This window comes from Bartonella clarridgeiae ATCC 51734 (assembly GCF_000518185.1).
Lineage (GTDB): Bacteria > Pseudomonadota > Alphaproteobacteria > Rhizobiales > Rhizobiaceae > Bartonella > Bartonella clarridgeiae.
Genome location: NZ_JADC01000010.1, coordinates 39429 through 60080, shown reverse-complemented (window position 1 = coordinate 60080; position 20652 = coordinate 39429). Strand labels below are relative to the sequence as shown.

The following is a 20652-nucleotide window of genomic DNA, read 5'->3' as shown; positions in this document are numbered from 1 at the left end:
ATATTATGTTTTATAATGTAACTTTTAAAGTCTAAGTTTTTGTATAATATTATAAATGAAAAATAATAAGTCTATTATTAATATTTAGGAGGGATATATATGAAAGGTTGGTTATCAGGCTATATAGGCGTGCCAATGGCACAAATGATGATCAATTTTTTGTATCTCATAATTATAATTGTAGCAATCGCTGTAGTTATTAAGTTTTTAACTAACTTAAATAAAATACAATTTAGAACTAACAGTAAGCATCAGCCACGATTAGCTATATGCGATGCAATCTCTATTGATCGTACACACCGTTTCGTTTTAATACGTCGAGACAATACAGAACATTTAGTTCTTCTTATTGGTGGATCAACAGGCATTGTTGTAGAATCGAATATCACCAGCGTAGAATCGGATTTTATAAGCAAACATATTGCATAAGACGACTCTTTAAAAATTCCAAATATTGTATGCTAAGTTTATATATTGATTAATATTAATCAAAATAAGAATCTTAAATATATATTTTTTTATATTTCAGTGATTAATATATTTTAAATACATAAGTATAATCATGCTTTTTTTGATTGATCCTTTAGCGTTAAATGTTAGAAAAGATTTTTTACCCTGGAAATTAAGTCAATCATTAAATTGAAATGCTAAATGTACTAATGAAAATTTTCAATATTTGAAAAAATATGCTTACAAGGATAAAGCTAAGGTATGATAATCACGATTAAAATACAATAAAGCATCTTTTTCTTGATTCCGATTTATTGCAACAACTTCACCAATCAAAATATAGTGCGTTGCATATTCTTGCCAGCAAATCAAATTACAGTCAAGTGAGGCCAAAGCGCCTGATAAACTGGGAGCTCCGGTTTGCAAAACACTCCATTGGGCTGTAGCAAAGCGTTCCATTTGTGTAAAACCACAGCGCCCAGAAAAGACATCGGCTAATAAACGATGTTTTCCTGTTAAACTATTGACACAAAAATTTCCGTTTTCCATAAATATCTTATTTTCAGAGTTATAACGCATTAAACAGACAAGAAGTGTTGGAGGATCATCTGATAAGGAACAACAAGCTGAAATTGTCACTCCACGTCTTCCCTTAATACCATCGGTTGTTACAATATGCACAGCTCCTGCGAAATGACTCATAGTATCCCGATACTCTTGAGATGAAACAGGAGCTATTGATTGAGGTTTAGATATTAAATGTGTTTTATGCTTAGACATAATTTTTGACTTATACAGCGTTTAAAATTTCAAAATATATTTCAATATTTTCTTTTATTATACACTATTACTCTCTTAATATCATATACGAACAATGAAAATGTATATTTATCATATAAAATTACATGCTAAAAAAGATCAACTAAGGAGATCTTAATGTCCCGTTCTCATCTTATTGCACCTTCACTCTTAGCTTCTGATTTTTCTAAACTTGGTCAAGAATTATCAGATGTCATTGATGCTGGTGCTGATTGGATTCATCTTGATATTATGGATGGTCATTTTGTCCCTAATATCACCTTTGGACCAGATGTTGTTAAAGCTCTACGTCCACTAACAAAAGCAGTATTTGACGTTCACCTTATGATAGCGCCCGTAGATCCTTATATTGAAGCTTTTGCAAAAGTTGGTTCAGATATTATAACCATTCATGCAGAATCAAGTACTCATCTTCATCGTTCGTTGCAAATAATCAAAGCAATGGGGAAAAAAGCCGGAATTGCAGTGAATCCAAGCACATCAGAACATATACTCGAATATTTACTCGATCAATTAGATCTCATCCTTATCATGACAGTTAACCCTGGGTTTGGTGGACAAAGTTTTATTCTGGAAATGGAAGATAAAATCAAACGAGTAAAAAATATGATTGCCAATCGTCCTATTGATCTTGAAGTTGATGGTGGCATTACCGTTGATACAATTGGAAAAACTGCAAAAGCAGGTGCAAATGTATTTGTAGCAGGCTCTGCAATTTATAAAAATGGTAACAAAAATCTTTACAAAACACGTATTAATGCATTACGCCAAGCTGCAATCCTCTCACAATAAGGAAAAATCATGATCACACGTTATTCTCGTCCTGAAATGGTAGCAATATGGTCACCAGAAACAAAATATCGTATTTGGTTTGAAATTGAAGCACATGCTTGTGATGCAATGGCTCAGCTTGGTATTATTCCTAAAGAAGCAGCTAAAACTATCTGGGAAAAAGGTGCAATTGCCAAATTTGATGTGAATCGTATTAATGAAATTGAGTCAATCACTAAGCATGATGTTATAGCATTCCTAACTCATTTGGCTGAATTTATTGGACCAGAATCTCGTTTTATTCATCAGGGTATGACATCGTCAGATATATTAGATACAACACTCAATGTTCAATTGATGCGCGCTACTGATATTCTTCTACAAGATATAGATTGCCTTCTTGAAGCACTGAAAAACCGTGCTTTTGAACATAAAGAAACGATTACTATTGGGCGCAGTCATGGTATTCATGCTGAACCTACGACATTTGGAGTTAAATTTGCTTTCGCATACGCTGAATTTGCTCGTTGTCGTAAACGTTTGCTTACTGCACGAGAAGAAATTTCTACCTGTGCTATCTCTGGAGCTGTTGGAACTTTCGCTAATATTGATCCACGTGTTGAAAAACATGTAGCAAAAGCATTAGGTATGCATATTGAAACTATTTCTACTCAGGTTATACCACGTGATCGCCATGCTATGTTCTTTACAACACTTGGTATTATTGCTTCATCCATTGAAAGATTAGCTATAGAAATACGCCATTTGCAACGAACAGAAGTTCTTGAAGTAGAAGAATATTTTTCTTCTGGGCAAAAAGGCTCATCGGCAATGCCTCACAAACGCAATCCGGTTTTAACAGAAAATTTAACTGGATTGGCCCGTATGGTACGCGCATTTGTAGTACCTGCGATGGAAAATGTAGCACTTTGGCATGAACGTGATATTTCTCATTCATCTGTTGAACGTTATATTGGTCCTGATGCAACCATTACACTCGATTTTGCTCTTACTCGTCTAACATTTGTAATTGAAAATTTAATTGTTTATCCAGAAAATATGAAAAAAAATCTTAACAAATTTTGTGGCCTTGTTCATTCACAGCGTGTACTTTTAGCACTTACACAAGCTGGCACTAGCCGTGAAGATGCGTATCGAATTGTACAACGCAACGCAATGAAAGTTTGGGAACAAGGGAAAGATTTTTTAGAAGAATTGCTAAATGATCAAGATGTTTCAAAAGTTTTAAGTAAAGCAGAACTTCATGAAAAATTTGATCTTTCTTATCACACCAAACATGTTGATACAATTTTTAAACGGGTCTTTGGATAGAAAAAATTCATGAAAGCAAATCAACTCGATATTCTGATTATCCCTGGCTATAAAGGATCTGGTCCTGATCATTGGCAAACACGATGGGAACAAAAATTATCTACCGCCCAACGCGTACAACAAACTCAATGGTCAAAACCTGTTTGTAAAGAGTGGGTTAATACTGTTGAAACTGCTATTATAAAGGCTAATAAACCTGTTGTTATTATAGCTCATTCGTTAGGAATTCCAACAACTATTCATGCAACTACACATCATGCAAAGAAAATTTGTGGTGCTTTCTTTGTTGCTCCACCGGATATAGAGAATGAAAAAATACGTCCTAAACGCTTGATGACATTCGGTCCATATCATCGTAAAAGCTTACCTTTCCCTTCAGTGGTTGTAGCTAGCCGTAACGATGAATTTTGCCAATTTTCAGTAGCAGAAAAACTTGCTCATGACTGGGGTGCACTCTTCGTTGATGCTGGACAGTCTGGTCATATTAATGTAGAATCGGGGCATGGGCCTTGGCCAGAAGGACTCATAATTCTTTCTCACTTCCTTGCAAAGCTCTGAGTTAATATAATAATCTCAGGAAAATTATAACTTTATGTTACTATAAAATATTATAATCTTTCTTTTACATACTTCAAACAATAAAAACTGTAGTAAATATTATAGCAATCATTGAGAATTCTTACCAATTAGGATAATGTTTTTCTTAACAGTAATATTTGATACCTCTAAACGAATAGAGAAATATGATGAACCGTCGCCACCGCATTTACGAAGGAAAGGCCAAAATTCTATATGAAGGGCCTGAACCAGGGACTTATATTCAATTTTTTAAAGATGATGCAACTGCATTTAATGCAAAAAAACATGAAATCATCGATGGAAAAGGAGTCTTAAACAACCGTATTTCAGAATATATTTTTACTCAGCTTGGTCGTTTAGGCATCCCAACACATTTTATTAAACGCATTAATATGCGCGAACAACTTATCAAAGCAGTTGAAATTATTCCACTAGAAATTGTTGTGCGTAACATCGTTGCAGGTTCCCTCTCTAAGCGTTTAGGATTAGAGGAAGGAACAGCTCTTCCACAATCTATCATTGAGTTTTATTATAAAAATGATGCTCTTGATGATCCAATGGTAACAGAAGAGCATATCGTTGCCTTTGGGTGGGCTACCCCACAAGAAGTAGAAGATATTATGCAACTTTCATTTCGTATTAATGATTTTCTCTCTGGACTTTTTACAGGCGTTGGTATCCAATTAGTTGATTTTAAAATGGAATTTGGTCGTTTATGGATAGGTGAAATGATGCGTGTTGTTCTCGCTGATGAAATTTCACCTGATTCTTCTCGTTTATGGGATATGCAAACACAAGAGAAACTGGATAAAGATCGTTTTCGTCGTGATATGGGTGGACTTATTGATGCCTATCAAGATGTTGCAAGACGCCTTGGTATTATGAACGAAAACGAACCTCCACGTCCCAGTGGTCCAGTCTTAGTCAAATAAAAAGCAAAACAGTTCAATCTCATCTTACTTTATATAAAATATTAATCTTCAAAACAAAGTTATTTTGACAATAGGAAAGAAAATGAAGGCACGTGTGACAGTTACTTTAAAAAGCAGCGTCCTTGATCCGCAAGGAGAAGCAATAGCTAATGCTTTAAATAGTTTAGCCTTTACAAATATTAAATCTATTCGCCAAGGAAAAGTCTTTGACATTATCCTTGATGATATGCCTATTGAATCTGCAAAACAAATGCTTGAAAAAATGTGTGAGCAATTGCTTGCAAATACTGTTATTGAAAATTACACAATAGAACTTCTTTAAGTAAACCAACCATGAAAACTGCTATTATTCAATTACCTGGGTTAAATCGCGATCAGGACATGATTGCGGCTTTGTACCACATAACAGGTGTTGAGCCATTTAAAATTTGGCAAACAGAAACAACAATTCCGGATGTGGACATGATTGTTATTCCTGGTGGTTTTTCCTATGGTGATTATTTAAGATGCGGTGCTATTGGTGCACGGACACCAGTTTTGCAAGCTGTTTGCGAAAAAGCACAAAAGGGTATAACAATCATAGGGGTATGTAATGGTTTTCAAATTTTGCTAGAAGCAGGATTATTGCCAGGTGTTCTAATGCGTAATACTTCATTGAAATTTGTTTGTCGTGAAGTAAAACTTGAAGTAACCAATGCTGAAACAAAGTTTTCCCGACTTTATAAAAAAGGACAAATCATCCGCTGCCCTGTTGCTCATCATGATGGTAATTACTTTGTTGATAATGACACATTGAAACAAATGGAAGATAACAAGCAGATTGTTTTCCGCTATGTAAAAGGTGAGAACCCTAATGGTTCAATAAATGATATAGCGGGCATTATCAATAAAACTGGTAACGTGCTTGGTATGATGCCTCATCCTGAAAATCTTATTGAAACAGCGCATGGCGGTACTGATGGCCGTTTACTTTTTCAAAGTGTTTTAGAATTAGCAAATTCATGATCATAAAAAAATATTTCATAGACTCCTTAGCTATTCTTACATTCACTGCCTGTACCAAACAAGAATTATATAAAATAAAGCTTGTTAATTATATTTTTTTTGTCCACCATTAAAACATATTATTCTAAATACACATTGTTGTTGATCTGAAAATGAAAAATCACTTTAGTTCCGGAATTTTATTTCTACTTAATTTAATATTTCACTTTAATAATATCTCATAAAATTTTAATAAAAAATTGTATTTTTATTAATTCACTCAAAAAGCAATTTATTAAAATATTACCTTATAATTCTTAATAGGATTATTATCAACAAACGAAAAATCTAATAATCCAAATTACTGAGTTAAAAATAATAGATGCTAATTTGATTAACTTAACGGAATGAAAAACTAATGACCCTTCGCAATGATATTGCCATCACACCAGAATTAATTGCAAATCATGGTTTAAAAACCAATGAATATCAACGTATTCTTGAGTTAATTGGTAGAGAGCCAACATTTACAGAGCTTGGAATTTTTTCTGCTATGTGGAATGAGCATTGTTCTTATAAATCATCCAAAAAATGGCTTAAAACCTTACCAACAAAAGGAAAATGTGTTATTCAAGGTCCTGGAGAAAATGCGGGTGTTATTGACATTGGGAATGGTCAATGCGTAGTTTTTAAGATGGAAAGTCATAATCATCCCTCTTATATTGAACCTTATCAAGGCGCTGCAACAGGTGTTGGTGGCATTCTACGAGATATCTTTACGATGGGTGCCCGCCCTATTGCGATAATGAATGCGTTACGGTTTGGCTCTCCTGATCATCCTAGAACACGTCATCTTGTTTCTGGTGTTGTTTCTGGAATTGGTGGTTATGGTAATGCTGTTGGCGTACCAACTGTTGGTGGAGAAGTTAATTTCGATAAACGCTACAATGGCAATATCCTTGTTAACGCTTTTGCAGCTGGTATCGCAAAGATAGATTCAATTTTTTATTCCAAGGCACAAGGTGTAGGACTTCCTGTTGTTTATCTTGGTGCTAAAACAGGACGTGACGGTGTCGGTGGAGCAACAATGGCTTCTACTCAATTTGATAATACAATTGATGAAAAACGTCCAACTGTTCAAGTCGGTGATCCTTTTACTGAAAAATGCCTTCTTGAAGCTTGTTTAGAATTAATGGCATTAGGAGCCGTTATTGCTATTCAAGATATGGGGGCTGCAGGACTAACATCTTCCTCAGTTGAAATGGGTGCAAAAGGAGATCTAGGAATAGAACTTAATCTTGATAAAGTACCAGTTCGCGAAGCTAATATGACAGCCTATGAAATGATGCTCTCTGAAAGCCAAGAACGTATGCTCATGGTACTTAAACCAGAACTAGAAAAACAAGCAGCAGAAATTTTTCATAAGTGGGGACTTCACTTCTCTGTTATCGGAAAAACTATTGATGATTTACGTTTCCGTGTACTACATAAAGGAAAAGAAGTAGCAAATCTCCCAATAAAAGAACTTGGCAATGAAGCACCTGTCTACGATCGTCCTTGGGTAGAACCCCTTAAAAAATCTATTCTAAAAGTAAAAGAAGTTAAAAAAGTTGATAATCTTGGCAATGCACTTCTTACACTTTTGAATTCTGCTAATCAAAGTTCACGGCGTTGGGTTTACGAGCAATATGATACGCTGATCCAAGGGAATAGTCTTGTTAGACCAGGAGGTGACGCAGGTGTTATCCGTGTAAGCAGTAATGATAAACGTGCTCTTGCTTTTTCTACTGATGTAATACCTCGTTATTGCGAAGCTGATCCCTATGAAGGAGGAAAGCAAGCCGTTGCAGAATGCTGGCGCAATATAAGCACTACAGGTGCAACACCACTCGCTGCCACAGATAACCTCAATTTTGGCAATCCTGAAAAGCCTGAAATTATGGGGCAATTCGTTTTAGCTCTCAAAGGCATAAGTGAAGCTTGCAAAATACTTGACTTTCCAATCGTTTCAGGAAATGTCTCTTTTTATAATGAGACTAACGGAAAAGCAATTCTTCCTACACCTACAATAGCTGGTGTGGGGCTCCTTGATGATTGGTCAAAAATGGCTACGATCAGTGGTATGCAAAACGAAGATATTATTGTTTTAGTTGGCTCTTGCGGATCACATCTAGGGCAATCAATTTATATGCATGACATTTTGAATATTGACGCAGGTGCTCCACCTTATGTGGATTTATACCTTGAAAAAAAGCATGGCGAATTTGTTCGCAATGTTATCCATCGCGGTTTTGTTCATGCCGCCCATGACATTTCTGATGGAGGATTAGCCATTGCTCTTGCAGAAATGGTCATTAAAGCAGATAAAGGAATCAAAGCAGAATTAAGCAATCAATCACCACATCACGCTGAACTTTTTGGCGAAGACCAAGGACGTTATCTTTTAGCAGTCAAACCTAATATAATAGATAATCTTAAAATGCTTGCGCAAAAAAACGCAATTTCTTTAATAGAGCTTGGTACAGTCGAAGGTGATGCGCTTGATATAAAAGATGTATTAACACTTTCAATAACTGAACTTACTCATGCTTATGAAAGCTGGTTTCCAAAATTTATGGACAAGAGTAAATAATATTCATTTATATTAATTCTCATAAAAAATTAACAAATCAAGGAGAATGTCCATGGCAATGAGTGCAGATGAAATTGAAACCCTTATTCGTGAAAGCCTTCCCGATGCAAAAATAACAATTCGTGATCTTGCTGGAGATGGCGAACATTACGCAGCTGAAATTATTTCAGAAAGCTTTCGAGGAAAAAACCGTGTTCAACAGCACAAAATGGTCTATGATGCTCTTAAAGGAAATATAGGAAACATTCTCCATGCTTTAGCTCTGCAAACAAGTGTTCCTAAATAATCTCAAAATTTTCTCTTGCATTCACTCTGTTAATACGATTAAAAAATGATATTAGGGTAAATGTGTATTTTTCGAAATCCGCAATGTTGAGGAATGAATAATGACTACTGTTCATGATTTTATTGATAATGAAATTAAAACAAATGAAGTTGTTTTATTCATGAAAGGAACACCTAATTCTCCTCAATGTGGGTTTTCTGGACAAGTTGTTCAGATTCTTGACTATTTAGGGTTAAATTATAAAGGCATTAATATTTTAACTTCTAGCGAATTACGTCAAGGAATAAAAGATTATTCAAATTGGCCAACAATTCCACAACTCTATATTAAAGGTGAATTTATTGGTGGTTGTGATATTGTCAAAGAAATGTTTCAAAACAATGAGCTGCAAGAACTACTGAAAGAAAAAAACATAGCTTTTACGAAATCATAAATATCTCTAATTTATTCAGATTTTTATTAGATATTGTTCAGTCGAAATTTTTATTTTAAGGATACATATGTCATATTCTGCCGACGAACAAAGGCATATAGATGCAATTAGAAAAAAAATCGGATATAAAGAATTTGTTATCGTCATTGCAGCACTTATGGCAATCAATTCGATAGCAATTGATATCATGCTTCCAGCTATGTCTGATATTTTAAACAGTTTGCATGCTACTAACGAAAATGATCAGCATTATATCATCTCTTGTTATCTTATCAGCTATGGTGTTACACAAATATTCTTTGGCCCAATAAGTGATCGTTATGGACGACATAAACTTGTTCTTATTGGTCTTGCCTGCTACTCATTTGCTGCAATTGGGTGTATATTTGCATCGAGTTTGCCTATATTGCTTATTCTGCGTGTCATGCAAGGTATTGGAGGAGCAGCTATGCGTGTACTCACAGTGTCCATTGTACGCGATCTCTACGATGGTCGAAAAATGGCAGAAGTTATGTCTATAGTCATGATGATTTTTCTTATTGCAACAATGATTGGACCAGCAATAGGGCAAATTATTTTGTTATTTGGACAATGGCAATTAATTTTTATATTCATGGCAATTGTTGGTTTTGGATTAATGATTTGGATTCAAATACGCTTACCTGAAACCCTTTATACACAACGATCTCTTTCTTTTTCTTCCGTAAAAAATAACTTATGGCTTATCATTACCAATCGCTCAACACTTTGTTATACACTTGCAACTTCCATTATTTTAGGCTGTATTTTTACTGCCATTAATACATCACAACAAGTTTATGAAGGAATCTATAATTTAGGCATTTGGTTTCCTGTTGCTTTTGCTCTTGGTGCTGCATTTCAAGCTATATCATCGTTCTTCAATTCTCGTCTTGTTCAAAGCCTTGGAATGCGACTTATTTCTCACACTATGCTTTTACTATTTTGTGTTATTTCATGCATTTGGTTTGTTGAATCAGTTCTAACAGGAGGCATTATACCTTTTCCGTTTTTTATGCTATTATATTGTATGCTGATGTTTACATGTGGTGGTATTATGGCTAACTTCAATACACTTGCCCTTGAACCTCTAGGAAAAATCGCTGGAACTGCATCCTCTGTATCTGGTTTTCTTCAAACATCCATCGGTACAGGTCTTGGCTTTTTCATAGCACAACGCTTTGATGAAACAACAATTCCTAATTCAGCAGGATTTTTCTTTCTCAGTATCATAGCTATTCTTCTCGTTTTATGGGCTGAAAATGGACGCCTTTTTACGCACTATAATTCTGAATCAATTTAGCCATAAATAAAGCTTTTTTCCTACAACAAAATCCCTATAACCCTAAATTCTTTATGATACTTTTATCAACTAAGCAATCAAATAACTACATCATGCTAACTGGAAAATTTACCTGATTTTGGAAATCCTTTCGGAACAAAACGTCCTGCTCCTGCGCGTGTTCCCATCCACTCAACAAGTTCATCAGCCTGACGATTAAAACTGCGCTCAGCTGTATCTTGCCAACTTAAACCTTCTGATAAAGTAAAAGTTTTGGCATCAACAACACCACCATCTTTATAACGTTGTAAGCGGACACCCTTACCACGACTCATTTCCGGTATTTGTTCAATAGAAAAAATAAGCATCTTTCGGTTTTCTCCGACTACTGCAATGTAATCGCCCTTTACCGGAATACAGAGTTTTAAGCTATCAGGAGACTTGATATTCATCACTTGCTTTCCCTTTCGTGTATTAGCAATAATATCGATTTCAGAAACAATAAAACCATTTCCATACGATGAAATTAAAAGTCTTTTCCCCTCCATATTGTATACAAAAGCTGTGAGAATATCATGCTCTTTATCCATATCTACTAAAATACGAATTGGTTCGCCATGCCCTCTCCCTCCAGGCAAAGTATTTGCACTAATAGTAAAAAACTTTCCACCAGTACTTATTACTATAATTTTATCTGTAGTGAATGCTGGAAATGCCAGCTTCAAACAATCTCCTTCTTTGAAAGAAAGTGTTTTATAGTCGTTCAAATGGCCCTTTAAAGCACGCATCCAACCTTTTTCAGAAATAACAATAGTCACTGGTTCTTTTTCAATCATCGCTTGATGAATATCATTCACATCATGCCTTGGTGCATCTTCAAATGTTGTACGTCTTTTCCCCAAGAAAGTGTCAGGACCAAAACTTTTACGAACTCTTGTAATTTCCTCTGCAATGATTTTCCATTGCTTGATATTAGAAGCTAATAAATTCTGTAATTTTTCTTTTTCAATCTTAAGAGAATCAAACTCCTTACGGATCTCAAATTCTTCAAGTTTACGTAAAGAACGTAACCGCATATTTAAAATAGATTCAGCCTGATTTTCCGTTAATTTAAAGCACACAATCAGTTCCTTTTTAGGTTCATCATTTTCACGAATGATTTGAACCAACTCATCAAGATTTAAATATGCAATAAGATACCCCTGCAGAATTTCTAATCGACAATCAATTTCATTAAGTCGATAATTTGAACGGCGAATAAGCACCTCTTTACGATGTTGAAGCCACTGCTGCAAACTCTCACGTAAAGAAAGGACATTAGGCACTTTCCCTAAAGTCAGTACATTGAGATTAAGAGGAAATCTTACTTCGAAATCAGTTAATTTAAAAAGTGATTCCATCAATAGTTCAGGATCAATTGTGCGATTTTTTGGAACAAGCACAATCCGAATATCTTCTGCCGATTCATCATGAATATCTTCAAGCATTGGCAACCGCCGCGCGAGTAATAATTCTGCTGTTTTTTCAATAAGGCGTGATTTTTGTATTTGATATGGAATTTCTGTAACAACAATCACATAAGAACCTCGATTCCCTTCCTCTTGATGCCAACGCGAACGCAATCGAAATAATCCACGCCCTGTACGATAAGAATCCTCAATACTTTTTTTAGGTTCAACCAAAATACCACCTGTTGGAAAATCAGGCCCAAGCACAAATTGGTTTAAATCTTTATGATCTGCATGAGGATTAGCAATCAAATATAACGCGGCATCACAGAGTTCCGCAACGTTATGCGGTGGGATAGAGGTTGCCATACCAACAGCAATACCTGATGAACCATTAGCTAAAAGATTAGGAAAAGCTCCTGGTAAAACAATAGGTTCTTCATCTTCTTCATTATAGGTTAAACGAAAATCAATAGCATTTTCATTAATTCCTTCAAGAAGCAATATTGCCACTTCAGTCATGCGTGCTTCTGTATAACGCATGGCTGCAGCATTATCTCCATCAATATTACCGAAATTACCCTGTCCATCAATTAATGGATAGCGAACAGCAAAACTCTGAGCTAAACGTACTAATGCGTCATAAATAGATACATCACCATGAGGATGCAATTTCCCCATTACATCACCCACAATCCGCGCGCACTTAGTATAAGCTTTTCCAGGATTAAGCCTTAGTAAGCGCATCGCGTGAATAATACGCCGATGAACAGGTTTTAATCCATCACGTACATCAGGCAAAGCACGGTGTGTGATAGTAGAAAGTGCGTAGGCTAAATAGCGCTCTTGCAAAGCAGATCGCAATTCTATTGGCTCAATATGCTCCTTATCAAAAGATCGAATCATTTCATCAGACATAATATAAGGTAGCAATTTTAAAAATAAGGAACAAGTCTTCTATAAAACCACTCAAAAATGATCTTCTTAATAATCAACTCTTTTATTCAAAACTATATGAACATAAAATAAACAGTGTGATTTTAAAAAGTTACTTTATAAATACTATAACAAAATCATAACATAACGGATAATTCTTTCGATTATATCAGATATCATGCATGTAGCTGTTTTGTTTTGAAATTAGATTGAATTTTAATCTAGTAAAAGCTTTATTTTGTAATTTACGTAATTTTAGCCAACATACCAACATAAAAAAACAGATAATTTTTATTCGAAATTATACACGTAAATAGTATAATCAATTTCTATCAACTATGTTTGACAGTCGGAGCAATCCGAATTCCTAAATCACATAACTGCACAGCAGATACATCGGATGGAGCACTCATCAAAAGATCAAGTGCTTGCTGATTCATTGGAAATAAAGAAACTTCACGTAAATTTTTTACACCTTGCAAAAGCATAACAATGCGATCAACACCAGCTGCCATACCACCATGTGGTGGAGCACCATAATGAAATGCACGATAAAGACCACCAAAACGCTCTTCTACAACCTCTTTAGAAAGACCCGCAATATTGAAAATTTTAAGCATCATTTCTGGTGAATGATTACGGATTCCGCCTGATGCAATTTCATAACCATTGCAAACAAGATCATACTGAAAAGCTTTAAGAGAGAGAGGATCCTCGGAATCAAGGGCATCTTTACCACCTTGAGGCATTGAAAAAGGATTATGTGCAAAATCAAGTTTCTTTTCGTCTTCATTCCATTCAAAAAATGGGAAATCAACAATCCAAGCAAAAGAAAAACATCCTCGATCAATAAGATCTAATTCCTCTCCTATCCGGGTACGTACTGCACCAGCAAAAGATGCAAATTTCTTTGGATTCCCTGCAGTAAAAAAACAAGCATCACCATTTTCAAGTCCAAGTTGCACACGAATAGCTTCAGTTCTTTGCTCACCAATGTTTTTAGCGATAGGACCAGCTCCTTCAAAATTTCCATCTTCCTCACGCCAAAAAATATAACCAAGACCTGGTTGCCCCTCACCCTGAGCCCATGCATTCATACGATCACAAAAAGCACGGCTACCACCCGTTTTAGCAGGAATAGCCCAAACACATGCATCCTTATCGTTCGTTAAAATCTGAGAAAAAACCTTAAAATCAGAATCACGAAAATGTTGAGAAACATCTTCCATAATAATTGGATTACGCAAATCAGGTTTATCTGAACCATACTTTTGCATTGCTTCATCGTATGAAATACGAGGAAAATTTTGCGTCACGGATTTTCCATCTGCAAATTCCTCAAAAATAGAACGCATAATGGGTTCCATCGTTGCAAAAATATCTTCCTGCTCAACAAAGCTCATTTCAATATCCAATTGGTAAAACTCACCTGGAAGACGATCTGCTCGTGGATCTTCATCTCTAAAACACGGAGCTATTTGAAAATAACGATCAAAACCAGACATCATTAGCAATTGTTTATACTGCTGAGGTGCCTGAGGTAATGCATAAAACTTTCCTTGATGAATGCGGCTTGGAACTAAAAAATCACGTGCTCCTTCTGGAGATGAAGCTGTCAAAATTGGTGTAGTAAATTCCGTAAAAGCGCAATCTTGCATATGCCGCCTTATGGAAGCAATAATTTCAGTACGACGCATTATATTTTTGTGCATAGTTTCTCGACGTAAATCAAGAAAACGATACTTCAATCGAATGTCTTCCGGATAATCAGGCTCACCAAAAACTGGTAAAGGAAGCTCATCAGATCTTGAAAGAATTTCAACCTCTTTCGCAAAAATTTCAATTTCACCCGTTGAGAGAGTTGTATTAATAACTTCGTCAGCACGAACACGTACTTCCCCATCTACGCAAATGACCCATTCAGAACGCACCTTTTCTATAATTGTAAAAGCTGGTGAATTAGGATCAACAACAATTTGTGTGATCCCAAAATGATCTCGTAGATCAATAAAAAGAATTCCACCATGGTCACGAACACGATGGACCCATCCAGAGAGACGAACCTGCCTTCCTATATCGCATTTACGAAGAGCAGCGCAATTATGACTGCGATAACGGTGCATATTTTTTCCTTTGGTTGTAATTTATCTTATATACGTTACAAACGCTTTTTAGCAGTCATTTGTCAAGATATGACGACAAAGACCCAAAAAAAAATACAATAAAAGACAAATTTAATCTACTTAGTTATAATAAAATAATGAAACTTATTACAACAACAACAGATCTTGAAATTACCATTGCCGCTTTGCGCAATTCTAATTTTGTAACAGTAGACACTGAATTTATCCGTGAAACAACTTTCTGGCCTCAGTTATGCCTAATCCAAGTTGCATCACCAGATATTACGACACTTATTGATCCAATGGCACAAGATATTAATTTACAACCATTTTTTGATCTGATGATCGATAAAAAAGTTGTCAAAGTTTTTCACGCTGCCCGCCAAGATATCGAGACTATTTATCATCTTGGCGGAGTTATTCCCTCTCCTCTCTTTGATACACAAGTAGCAGGATCAATCTGTGGATTTGGTGATTCTATCTCCTATGATCAAATTGTACAACGTTGCACTGGACATCATCTTGATAAATCATCTCGTTTTACAGACTGGAGCTGTCGCCCTCTTTCTGAAAAACAACTACTCTACGCACTCGCCGATGTTACATATCTAAGAGACGTTTATCTCACATTAAAAAAGCAGTTAGAGAAAAAGAAGCGTACCCATTGGATGAATGATGAAATGGCGATCCTCTTAGCACCAACAACCTATGATATACCAGAAAATGAAGCGTGGAAAAAAGTGAAAGGAAAAATTACAAAAAAACGTCAATTTGCCGTATTGCAAAAAATAGCAGCTTGGCGTGAACATGAAGCACGCAAATATAACGTTCCTCGTCGCCGTATCATGAAAGATGAGTATCTTATTGAAATCGCAATCCAACAACCAAAAGATGAAGTTGCTCTGAAGTGTTTGCGTAGCATTAAAAAAAACTGGAATTACCCATCAACTATACAGACATTAATTAAAGCTATACACGAAGGCTTAGAAGTTGATCTTACTACGCTACCAGATCTTCCTAAGCACAGTGCTATTGATGATAAAATAGCTGCTAAAATTGATCTTCTTAAAGTATTATTAAAGCTTGTTGCAAATGAAAATGATATCACACCTAAAATTATAGCGACATCTAATGATTTAAAAAAAATTGCTAATGGTACTACAACACAAAATATTCCTGCTATGAATGGTTGGCGTTACGAAATTTTTGGTCAGAAGGCAGAACAAATGCTAAAAGGCCAGATAGCGTTTTATCTTAATAATGGAGAAGTAAGAATCAAAAAACTTTATCTATAAATATAAGAAATATAATAAAATTTTATGATCCATGTTGCGATTCATATTGCAAAAGTATCAAAAAACCTCAAAAGCTAAAGAAAGTTTAGTTATTTTTGATAATTGCTGTAAACGCTCCAAAGGTCGTTCGCCTATTAAATCAGCATAGCGTACTGGAATACGCAATGCAATATTATCTCGCTTCTTTTGCCAAGATAAATTAGGCAAAATTCCTGCAGTAGAAGGACTAAAAAGATTAGCAATACGCATAATGCCACCAAGAACTCTCGCTTTTTCAACAATATCGCTAGTAGCTAATTTGAGAATCTCAGGAGCTTTCTTATCAAGCGATAAGCCCGTATTACAGAAAAAAATAGCTAATGCAGCATAAATACGCCCCTTATGTGAAATTCCCGGATAAGATCCTAACGCTATCTGATTGGCTGCTTCATTACCTCGATAATCTGGATGTATACGCCAACCGATATCAGAAAGAAGACAAGCCGCTTTACGATAACGACATGCATTTTCAGTTTCTGAAATTCCAAAAGCCTCAAACGCATTTGTAGTAAAATCAATGAGCTCACTTGCTTGCTTTGGTGAGCGTGCCCTTAAGGTAGCCATTTCTAAGCATGCCGCAATTAATGGATCAGAAATACGATCTTCTTCTAGTAATTTTGAATAAAGAAAACCTTCGCGAACTCCTGCTCCAGAAAAAATTATTTTTTTAAAACCTATACATTTGATCAGTTCAATAAGAACAACCGCGCCATACGCTAAAAGCTGATGACGGTTTTTTGAAATAGCTGAAATTTCTTTTATCTTATCAATGCTACCGTTGATGACAAGAAGCAAAAATTCTTCCATTTCTTGCACATCAACCTCATAACTATGCATAACAGGCAATCGATAATTTTTGATTACCATATATAATTTTGCAAGATTACGCCAAGTTCCTCCTACAGCATAAAAACAATGAGCTATATCTTTATGGGTAACAATAGAAGATTTACAAAGTTGCTCATGAACAATTTTTTTTGCCAAAACAAGATCATTATTTGATATATATTGCAGTCGCAAACTCCCTAATGGCAGTGTTATCCCTTTACCTACGTTAAAATCATGAATATCAATAAGTTCAAGACTTCCACCACCAAGATCACCAGAAATGCCATTTGGTCGATAAAAGGTAGAAATAACTCCATAAGCTGAATAAACAGCCTCTTCATTTCCTGAAACAACATATATTTGATTTTGTAAAATGTTTTCAGCGTTTTGAATAAAAACTGACCCGTTTTTCGCTTCTCGTGCTGCCGCTGTTGCTAAAGTATAGATTTCATCTGCACCAACCTGCTGACAAATAGCACGAAATCGTTTCAGTGCTCGCAAGGCCATTTCAATTGCTTTTTCTTCTAAAATCCCAGTCTTTGCAACACCTTGACCAAGACCACAAAGAACTTTTTCATTAAATAAAACTGTCGGTGAACGTACAAGGCCTTCATAAACAACAAGTCGAACAGAATTTGAACCAATGTCAATAACTGCTACGGGTTTATGCCCCTTCAATCGACCTTGAGCATTTATATATGTCATTCGATATTTCAGTCTTTACGTGTTTTCATCTGCTGCTGAAGCAATTTAATCAAATGCGAAGTAGAAGTCTGAAAAAACTTTTCATACTCAGAAAAAATCATATTGTTCATAAAACACTCCTGCGCATTAAATAGCTTTTCATCTTCTCGCGGTATTATACGTTTTGATGTTCCATCAGCCAATACATTAAAGCTTTGTTGGTTATCAATAATATTAGCCAACATAATTTGTGAAAGAATTTGTTGGTGAACTATTTTATTAAAAACTGGAACCAATATTTCAACACGATGATCAAGATTGCGAGGCATCATATCAGCTGATCCTAAATAAACAATAGCATTTTCATTTGGTAGATCCTCACCATTACCAAAACAGAAAATACGGCTATGCTCAAGAAATCTTCCTACAATTGATTTTGCACGAATATTATCTGAAATCCCTGGAATACCAGGACGTAAACAACATATACCACGCACAACCAAATCAATCTGTACCCCCATTTGACTAGCGTAATATAAAGCATCAATAATTTCAGGATCAACCAATGAGTTTACCTTCATCCAAATAGCAGCCACCTGCCCTTTTTGCGCATTGGTAATTTCTCCTTTGATATGTTCAAGAATACGATTGCGTAATGTTAATGGTGAAAAAGCTATTTTCATTGATTCATTTGGCTGTACATATTCAGTGAGATAATTAAAAAGCAACCCGACATCATGACCAATGTCATCATCGGTCGTAAAAAAAGAAAGATCAGTATACATTTGAGCGGTTATTGGATGATAATTTCCAGTTCCAAGATGAACATAAAAACGACGACAATTTTCTTCATGTCTTATCACTAAAGACATTTTAGCATGCGTTTTTAATCCAATAAAACCAAAAACCACTTGAACTCCAGCACGTTCGAGATCACGTGCCAAGCGAATATTAGCTTCTTCATCAAAACGCGCTTTCAATTCTACTAAAGCGGTTACCGACTTACCTCTTTCAGCAGCATCAATAAGTGCACTAACAATCGGACTGTCATTTGATGTGCGATAAAGAGTTTGCTTGATTTCAACCACATCAGGATCAGTAGCAGCCTGGCGTAAAAATTGTATAACAACATCAAACGATTCATAAGGATGATGAATAATAATGTCTCTTTCACGAATAGCCGCAAAACAATCACCATCATGCTCACAGATAAATTCAGGAACACGAGAGCTATGAGGAATAAATTTTAAATCATTGCGCGGAATAGAAACAATTTCTGAGATCATATTCAATGCCAATAAACCATTGATAATACTAACACAATTATTAGGAACTCTAAGTGCATTCGTTATAAACTGGCGTAAATCTTCAGGCATTTTCATATTAAATTCAATTCGAATAACTTCTCCACGACGACGTTTTTTAAGCGCAGTTTCAAAAAAACGAACAAGATCTTCTGCTTCTTCTTCTACTTCAATATCGCTATCACGGATAATTCTAAATATTCCAGCCCCATTAACTTCATAACCAGGGAATAAACGATCAATAAAAAGGGAAACAAGATCTTCAAATGAAATAAAACGAAAACTATTCCCCTCTTGGGGAAGAAGAATAAAACGGTTCAAAGCATTAGGCACACGCAACAATACCATTATAGAATGCTTATCAACGCGCCGTAATAATTGAAATACAGTAGAAAGACCTAAATTAGGGATAAATGGAAAAGGATGCGTAGCACCAATAAAAAAAGGTTTTAAAACAGGGAAAATTTTTTTAAAAAAATCCCTTTCAAGCCATAATTTTTCAGCTTCTGAGAGCTTATCAGAATAAACAATTTCAATATTATTTTGTTTTAACTCATAACATAAAATGCATAATTCCTGTTGCTGACTAGCTTGCAAATACGTAATCTCAGTTAATACAAAATCAAGTTGTTCTTGCGGTGTAAGCCCATCCGCACTAAGTTCTGTAATCCCAGCACGAATTTGAGCAACAAGGCCAGCAACACGAACCATAAAAAACTCATCAAGATTAGTTGCTGAAATTGAAAGAAATTGTAACCGTTCCAATAAAGGATTCTTCGAATTCGCAGCTTCCATTAAGACACGATTATTAAATTGTAGCCACGAAAATTCACGATTAACAAACCGCGCTGGATTGTCCATCGTTATATCCCGCATAGTAATTTGATCTATAACCGTTTTTTTCATATAATTCAGTTAAGCGGTTTTATATTTTACAGAATAAAAAATCTTGTTCTTATAGAGAGAAATTTTTATGTGGTCTATTTTTATCAAATTTATAAACTACAAAAAGCTTCAAGCATTTTGCCTCAACCATAAAAATGACCAGTCCTCTTATATTACTTATAGAATATTTTAAAACAATTGAAACCATCTTCATTTGTAAATTGTTTTAAAAAGCATCTTGCATTATAGTTTGTCATATTACAAACTAATAAAAAATACATGATCTAAATTATCCCTTATCAGGATAATTTATCTGGAGTTTATGCACTATGGCTGATCACAATATTCCGTATTTCCAAAATGACAATGGATATAAAATAATCGAAATTGGTGTAAAAGAGTTTATGTGTATAGGCGCCACAGAACCATTTGATCATCCTCATATTTTTATTGAAATGGGAGCAGCTGATGAAAAAATTTGCCCTTACTGCTCAACACTTTATCGCTATAATCATACATTATCACATGATCAGACAAATCCTACAGGCTGTACATATCATCTCCAAGATTCTTTATAACATATTCTCTGTTC

General features: G+C 35.2%; 18 protein-coding genes. 13 read left to right on the top strand and 5 right to left on the bottom strand.

All coding sequences use genetic code 11. From position 1 onward, the window contains the following. Positions 1–135: 135 nt before the first annotated feature. Positions 136–429 (top strand): flagellar biosynthetic protein FliO, encoded by a 294-nt coding sequence (locus T420_RS06865; protein ID WP_155914832.1) that lies wholly within the window; start codon positions 136–138, stop codon positions 427–429. 261 nt (positions 430–690) lie between these two features. On the opposite strand, the gene T420_RS0102525 is transcribed toward T420_RS06865, so the two are convergent. Next, positions 691–1230, bottom strand: coding sequence for a flavin reductase (locus T420_RS0102525; RefSeq protein WP_013545018.1), 540 nt, complete (start codon positions 1228–1230; stop codon positions 691–693). A gap of 156 nt (positions 1231–1386) precedes the next feature. Between T420_RS0102525 and rpe the strand changes: the two genes are divergently transcribed. From rpe to T420_RS0102475, 10 genes are all read left to right on the top strand, one after another. Further along, positions 1387–2061 carry a ribulose-phosphate 3-epimerase gene (gene rpe, locus T420_RS0102520; RefSeq protein WP_013545017.1) on the top strand — a complete coding sequence of 225 codons (675 nt, stop codon included), beginning with the start codon at positions 1387–1389 and terminating at the stop codon, positions 2059–2061. Between the two features lie 9 nt (positions 2062–2070). After that, positions 2071–3372, top strand: a complete 1302-nt coding sequence (purB, locus tag T420_RS0102515) for an adenylosuccinate lyase (RefSeq protein ID WP_013545016.1) — start codon at positions 2071–2073, stop codon at positions 3370–3372. A 9-nt stretch (positions 3373–3381) separates the two neighbouring features. Next, on the top strand, positions 3382–3930 hold the full coding sequence (locus T420_RS0102510; RefSeq protein WP_013545015.1) for an RBBP9/YdeN family alpha/beta hydrolase: 549 nt from the start codon (positions 3382–3384) through the stop codon (positions 3928–3930). A 188-nt stretch (positions 3931–4118) separates the two neighbouring features. After that, positions 4119–4883 (top strand): phosphoribosylaminoimidazolesuccinocarboxamide synthase, encoded by a 765-nt coding sequence (gene purC, locus T420_RS0102505; protein ID WP_013545014.1) that lies wholly within the window; start codon positions 4119–4121, stop codon positions 4881–4883. Positions 4884–4965: 82 nt separating this feature from the next. After that, positions 4966–5205: a phosphoribosylformylglycinamidine synthase subunit PurS gene (gene purS / locus T420_RS0102500; protein ID WP_013545013.1), complete on the top strand. Its 240-nt coding sequence runs from the start codon at positions 4966–4968 to the stop codon at positions 5203–5205. Positions 5206–5216: 11 nt separating this feature from the next. Next, complete coding sequence (purQ, locus tag T420_RS0102495) at positions 5217–5888, top strand: phosphoribosylformylglycinamidine synthase subunit PurQ (protein WP_013545012.1); 672 nt, start codon at positions 5217–5219, stop codon at positions 5886–5888. A 397-nt stretch (positions 5889–6285) separates the two neighbouring features. Beyond that, positions 6286–8499: a phosphoribosylformylglycinamidine synthase subunit PurL gene (gene purL / locus T420_RS0102490; protein ID WP_013545011.1), complete on the top strand. Its 2214-nt coding sequence runs from the start codon at positions 6286–6288 to the stop codon at positions 8497–8499. Positions 8500–8551: 52 nt separating this feature from the next. Next, positions 8552–8785 (top strand): BolA/IbaG family iron-sulfur metabolism protein, encoded by a 234-nt coding sequence (locus T420_RS0102485; RefSeq protein WP_013545010.1) that lies wholly within the window; start codon positions 8552–8554, stop codon positions 8783–8785. Between the two features lie 100 nt (positions 8786–8885). Further along, positions 8886–9218, top strand: coding sequence for a Grx4 family monothiol glutaredoxin (grxD, locus tag T420_RS0102480; protein WP_013545009.1), 333 nt, complete (start codon positions 8886–8888; stop codon positions 9216–9218). A gap of 67 nt (positions 9219–9285) precedes the next feature. Next, the gene (locus T420_RS0102475) at positions 9286–10539 is read left to right on the top strand and encodes a multidrug effflux MFS transporter (protein ID WP_013545008.1); all 1254 of its coding nucleotides are present in this window, start codon (positions 9286–9288) and stop codon (positions 10537–10539) included. A 95-nt stretch (positions 10540–10634) separates the two neighbouring features. On the opposite strand, the gene parC is transcribed toward T420_RS0102475, so the two are convergent. Both parC and aspS read right to left on the bottom strand, forming a co-directional pair. Then, on the bottom strand, positions 10635–12884 hold the full coding sequence (parC, locus tag T420_RS0102470) for a DNA topoisomerase IV subunit A (protein WP_013545007.1): 2250 nt from the start codon (positions 12882–12884) through the stop codon (positions 10635–10637). Positions 12885–13234: 350 nt separating this feature from the next. After that, on the bottom strand, positions 13235–15025 hold the full coding sequence (gene aspS, locus T420_RS0102465) for an aspartate--tRNA ligase (protein WP_013545006.1): 1791 nt from the start codon (positions 15023–15025) through the stop codon (positions 13235–13237). 134 nt (positions 15026–15159) lie between these two features. Between aspS and rnd the strand changes: the two genes are divergently transcribed. Then, on the top strand, positions 15160–16320 hold the full coding sequence (gene rnd, locus T420_RS0102460) for a ribonuclease D (protein ID WP_026501115.1): 1161 nt from the start codon (positions 15160–15162) through the stop codon (positions 16318–16320). 57 nt (positions 16321–16377) lie between these two features. On the opposite strand, the gene T420_RS0102455 is transcribed toward rnd, so the two are convergent. Continuing rightward, the gene (locus tag T420_RS0102455; protein WP_013545004.1) at positions 16378–17892 is read right to left on the bottom strand and encodes a Ppx/GppA family phosphatase; all 1515 of its coding nucleotides are present in this window, start codon (positions 17890–17892) and stop codon (positions 16378–16380) included. A gap of 8 nt (positions 17893–17900) precedes the next feature. Then, on the bottom strand, positions 17901–20081 hold the full coding sequence (locus T420_RS0102450) for an RNA degradosome polyphosphate kinase (protein WP_026501114.1): 2181 nt from the start codon (positions 20079–20081) through the stop codon (positions 17901–17903). A 308-nt stretch (positions 20082–20389) separates the two neighbouring features. Between T420_RS0102450 and T420_RS0102445 the strand changes: the two genes are divergently transcribed. Next, the gene (locus tag T420_RS0102445; RefSeq protein WP_013545001.1) at positions 20390–20638 is read left to right on the top strand and encodes a zinc-finger domain-containing protein; all 249 of its coding nucleotides are present in this window, start codon (positions 20390–20392) and stop codon (positions 20636–20638) included. The last annotated feature ends 14 nt before the right edge of the window (positions 20639–20652 follow it).

Bases quoted from the DNA above. Each gene is read 5' to 3' on its own strand.
- T420_RS06865 (WP_155914832.1), top strand. From the start codon at position 136: ATGGCACAAATGATGATCAATTTTTTGTATCTCATAATTATAATTGTA.
- T420_RS0102525 (WP_013545018.1), bottom strand. From the start codon at position 1,230: ATGTCTAAGCATAAAACACATTTAATATCTAAACCTCAATCAATAGCT.
- rpe (WP_013545017.1), top strand. From the start codon at position 1,387: ATGTCCCGTTCTCATCTTATTGCACCTTCACTCTTAGCTTCTGATTTT.
- purB (WP_013545016.1), top strand. From the start codon at position 2,071: ATGATCACACGTTATTCTCGTCCTGAAATGGTAGCAATATGGTCACCA.
- T420_RS0102510 (WP_013545015.1), top strand. From the start codon at position 3,382: ATGAAAGCAAATCAACTCGATATTCTGATTATCCCTGGCTATAAAGGA.
- purC (WP_013545014.1), top strand. From the start codon at position 4,119: ATGAACCGTCGCCACCGCATTTACGAAGGAAAGGCCAAAATTCTATAT.
- purS (WP_013545013.1), top strand. From the start codon at position 4,966: ATGAAGGCACGTGTGACAGTTACTTTAAAAAGCAGCGTCCTTGATCCG.
- purQ (WP_013545012.1), top strand. From the start codon at position 5,217: ATGAAAACTGCTATTATTCAATTACCTGGGTTAAATCGCGATCAGGAC.
- purL (WP_013545011.1), top strand. From the start codon at position 6,286: ATGACCCTTCGCAATGATATTGCCATCACACCAGAATTAATTGCAAAT.
- T420_RS0102485 (WP_013545010.1), top strand. From the start codon at position 8,552: ATGGCAATGAGTGCAGATGAAATTGAAACCCTTATTCGTGAAAGCCTT.
- grxD (WP_013545009.1), top strand. From the start codon at position 8,886: ATGACTACTGTTCATGATTTTATTGATAATGAAATTAAAACAAATGAA.
- T420_RS0102475 (WP_013545008.1), top strand. From the start codon at position 9,286: ATGTCATATTCTGCCGACGAACAAAGGCATATAGATGCAATTAGAAAA.
- parC (WP_013545007.1), bottom strand. From the start codon at position 12,884: ATGTCTGATGAAATGATTCGATCTTTTGATAAGGAGCATATTGAGCCA.
- aspS (WP_013545006.1), bottom strand. From the start codon at position 15,025: ATGCACCGTTATCGCAGTCATAATTGCGCTGCTCTTCGTAAATGCGAT.
- T420_RS0102455 (WP_013545004.1), bottom strand. From the start codon at position 17,892: ATGACATATATAAATGCTCAAGGTCGATTGAAGGGGCATAAACCCGTA.
- T420_RS0102450 (WP_026501114.1), bottom strand. From the start codon at position 20,081: ATGAAAAAAACGGTTATAGATCAAATTACTATGCGGGATATAACGATG.
- T420_RS0102445 (WP_013545001.1), top strand. From the start codon at position 20,390: ATGGCTGATCACAATATTCCGTATTTCCAAAATGACAATGGATATAAA.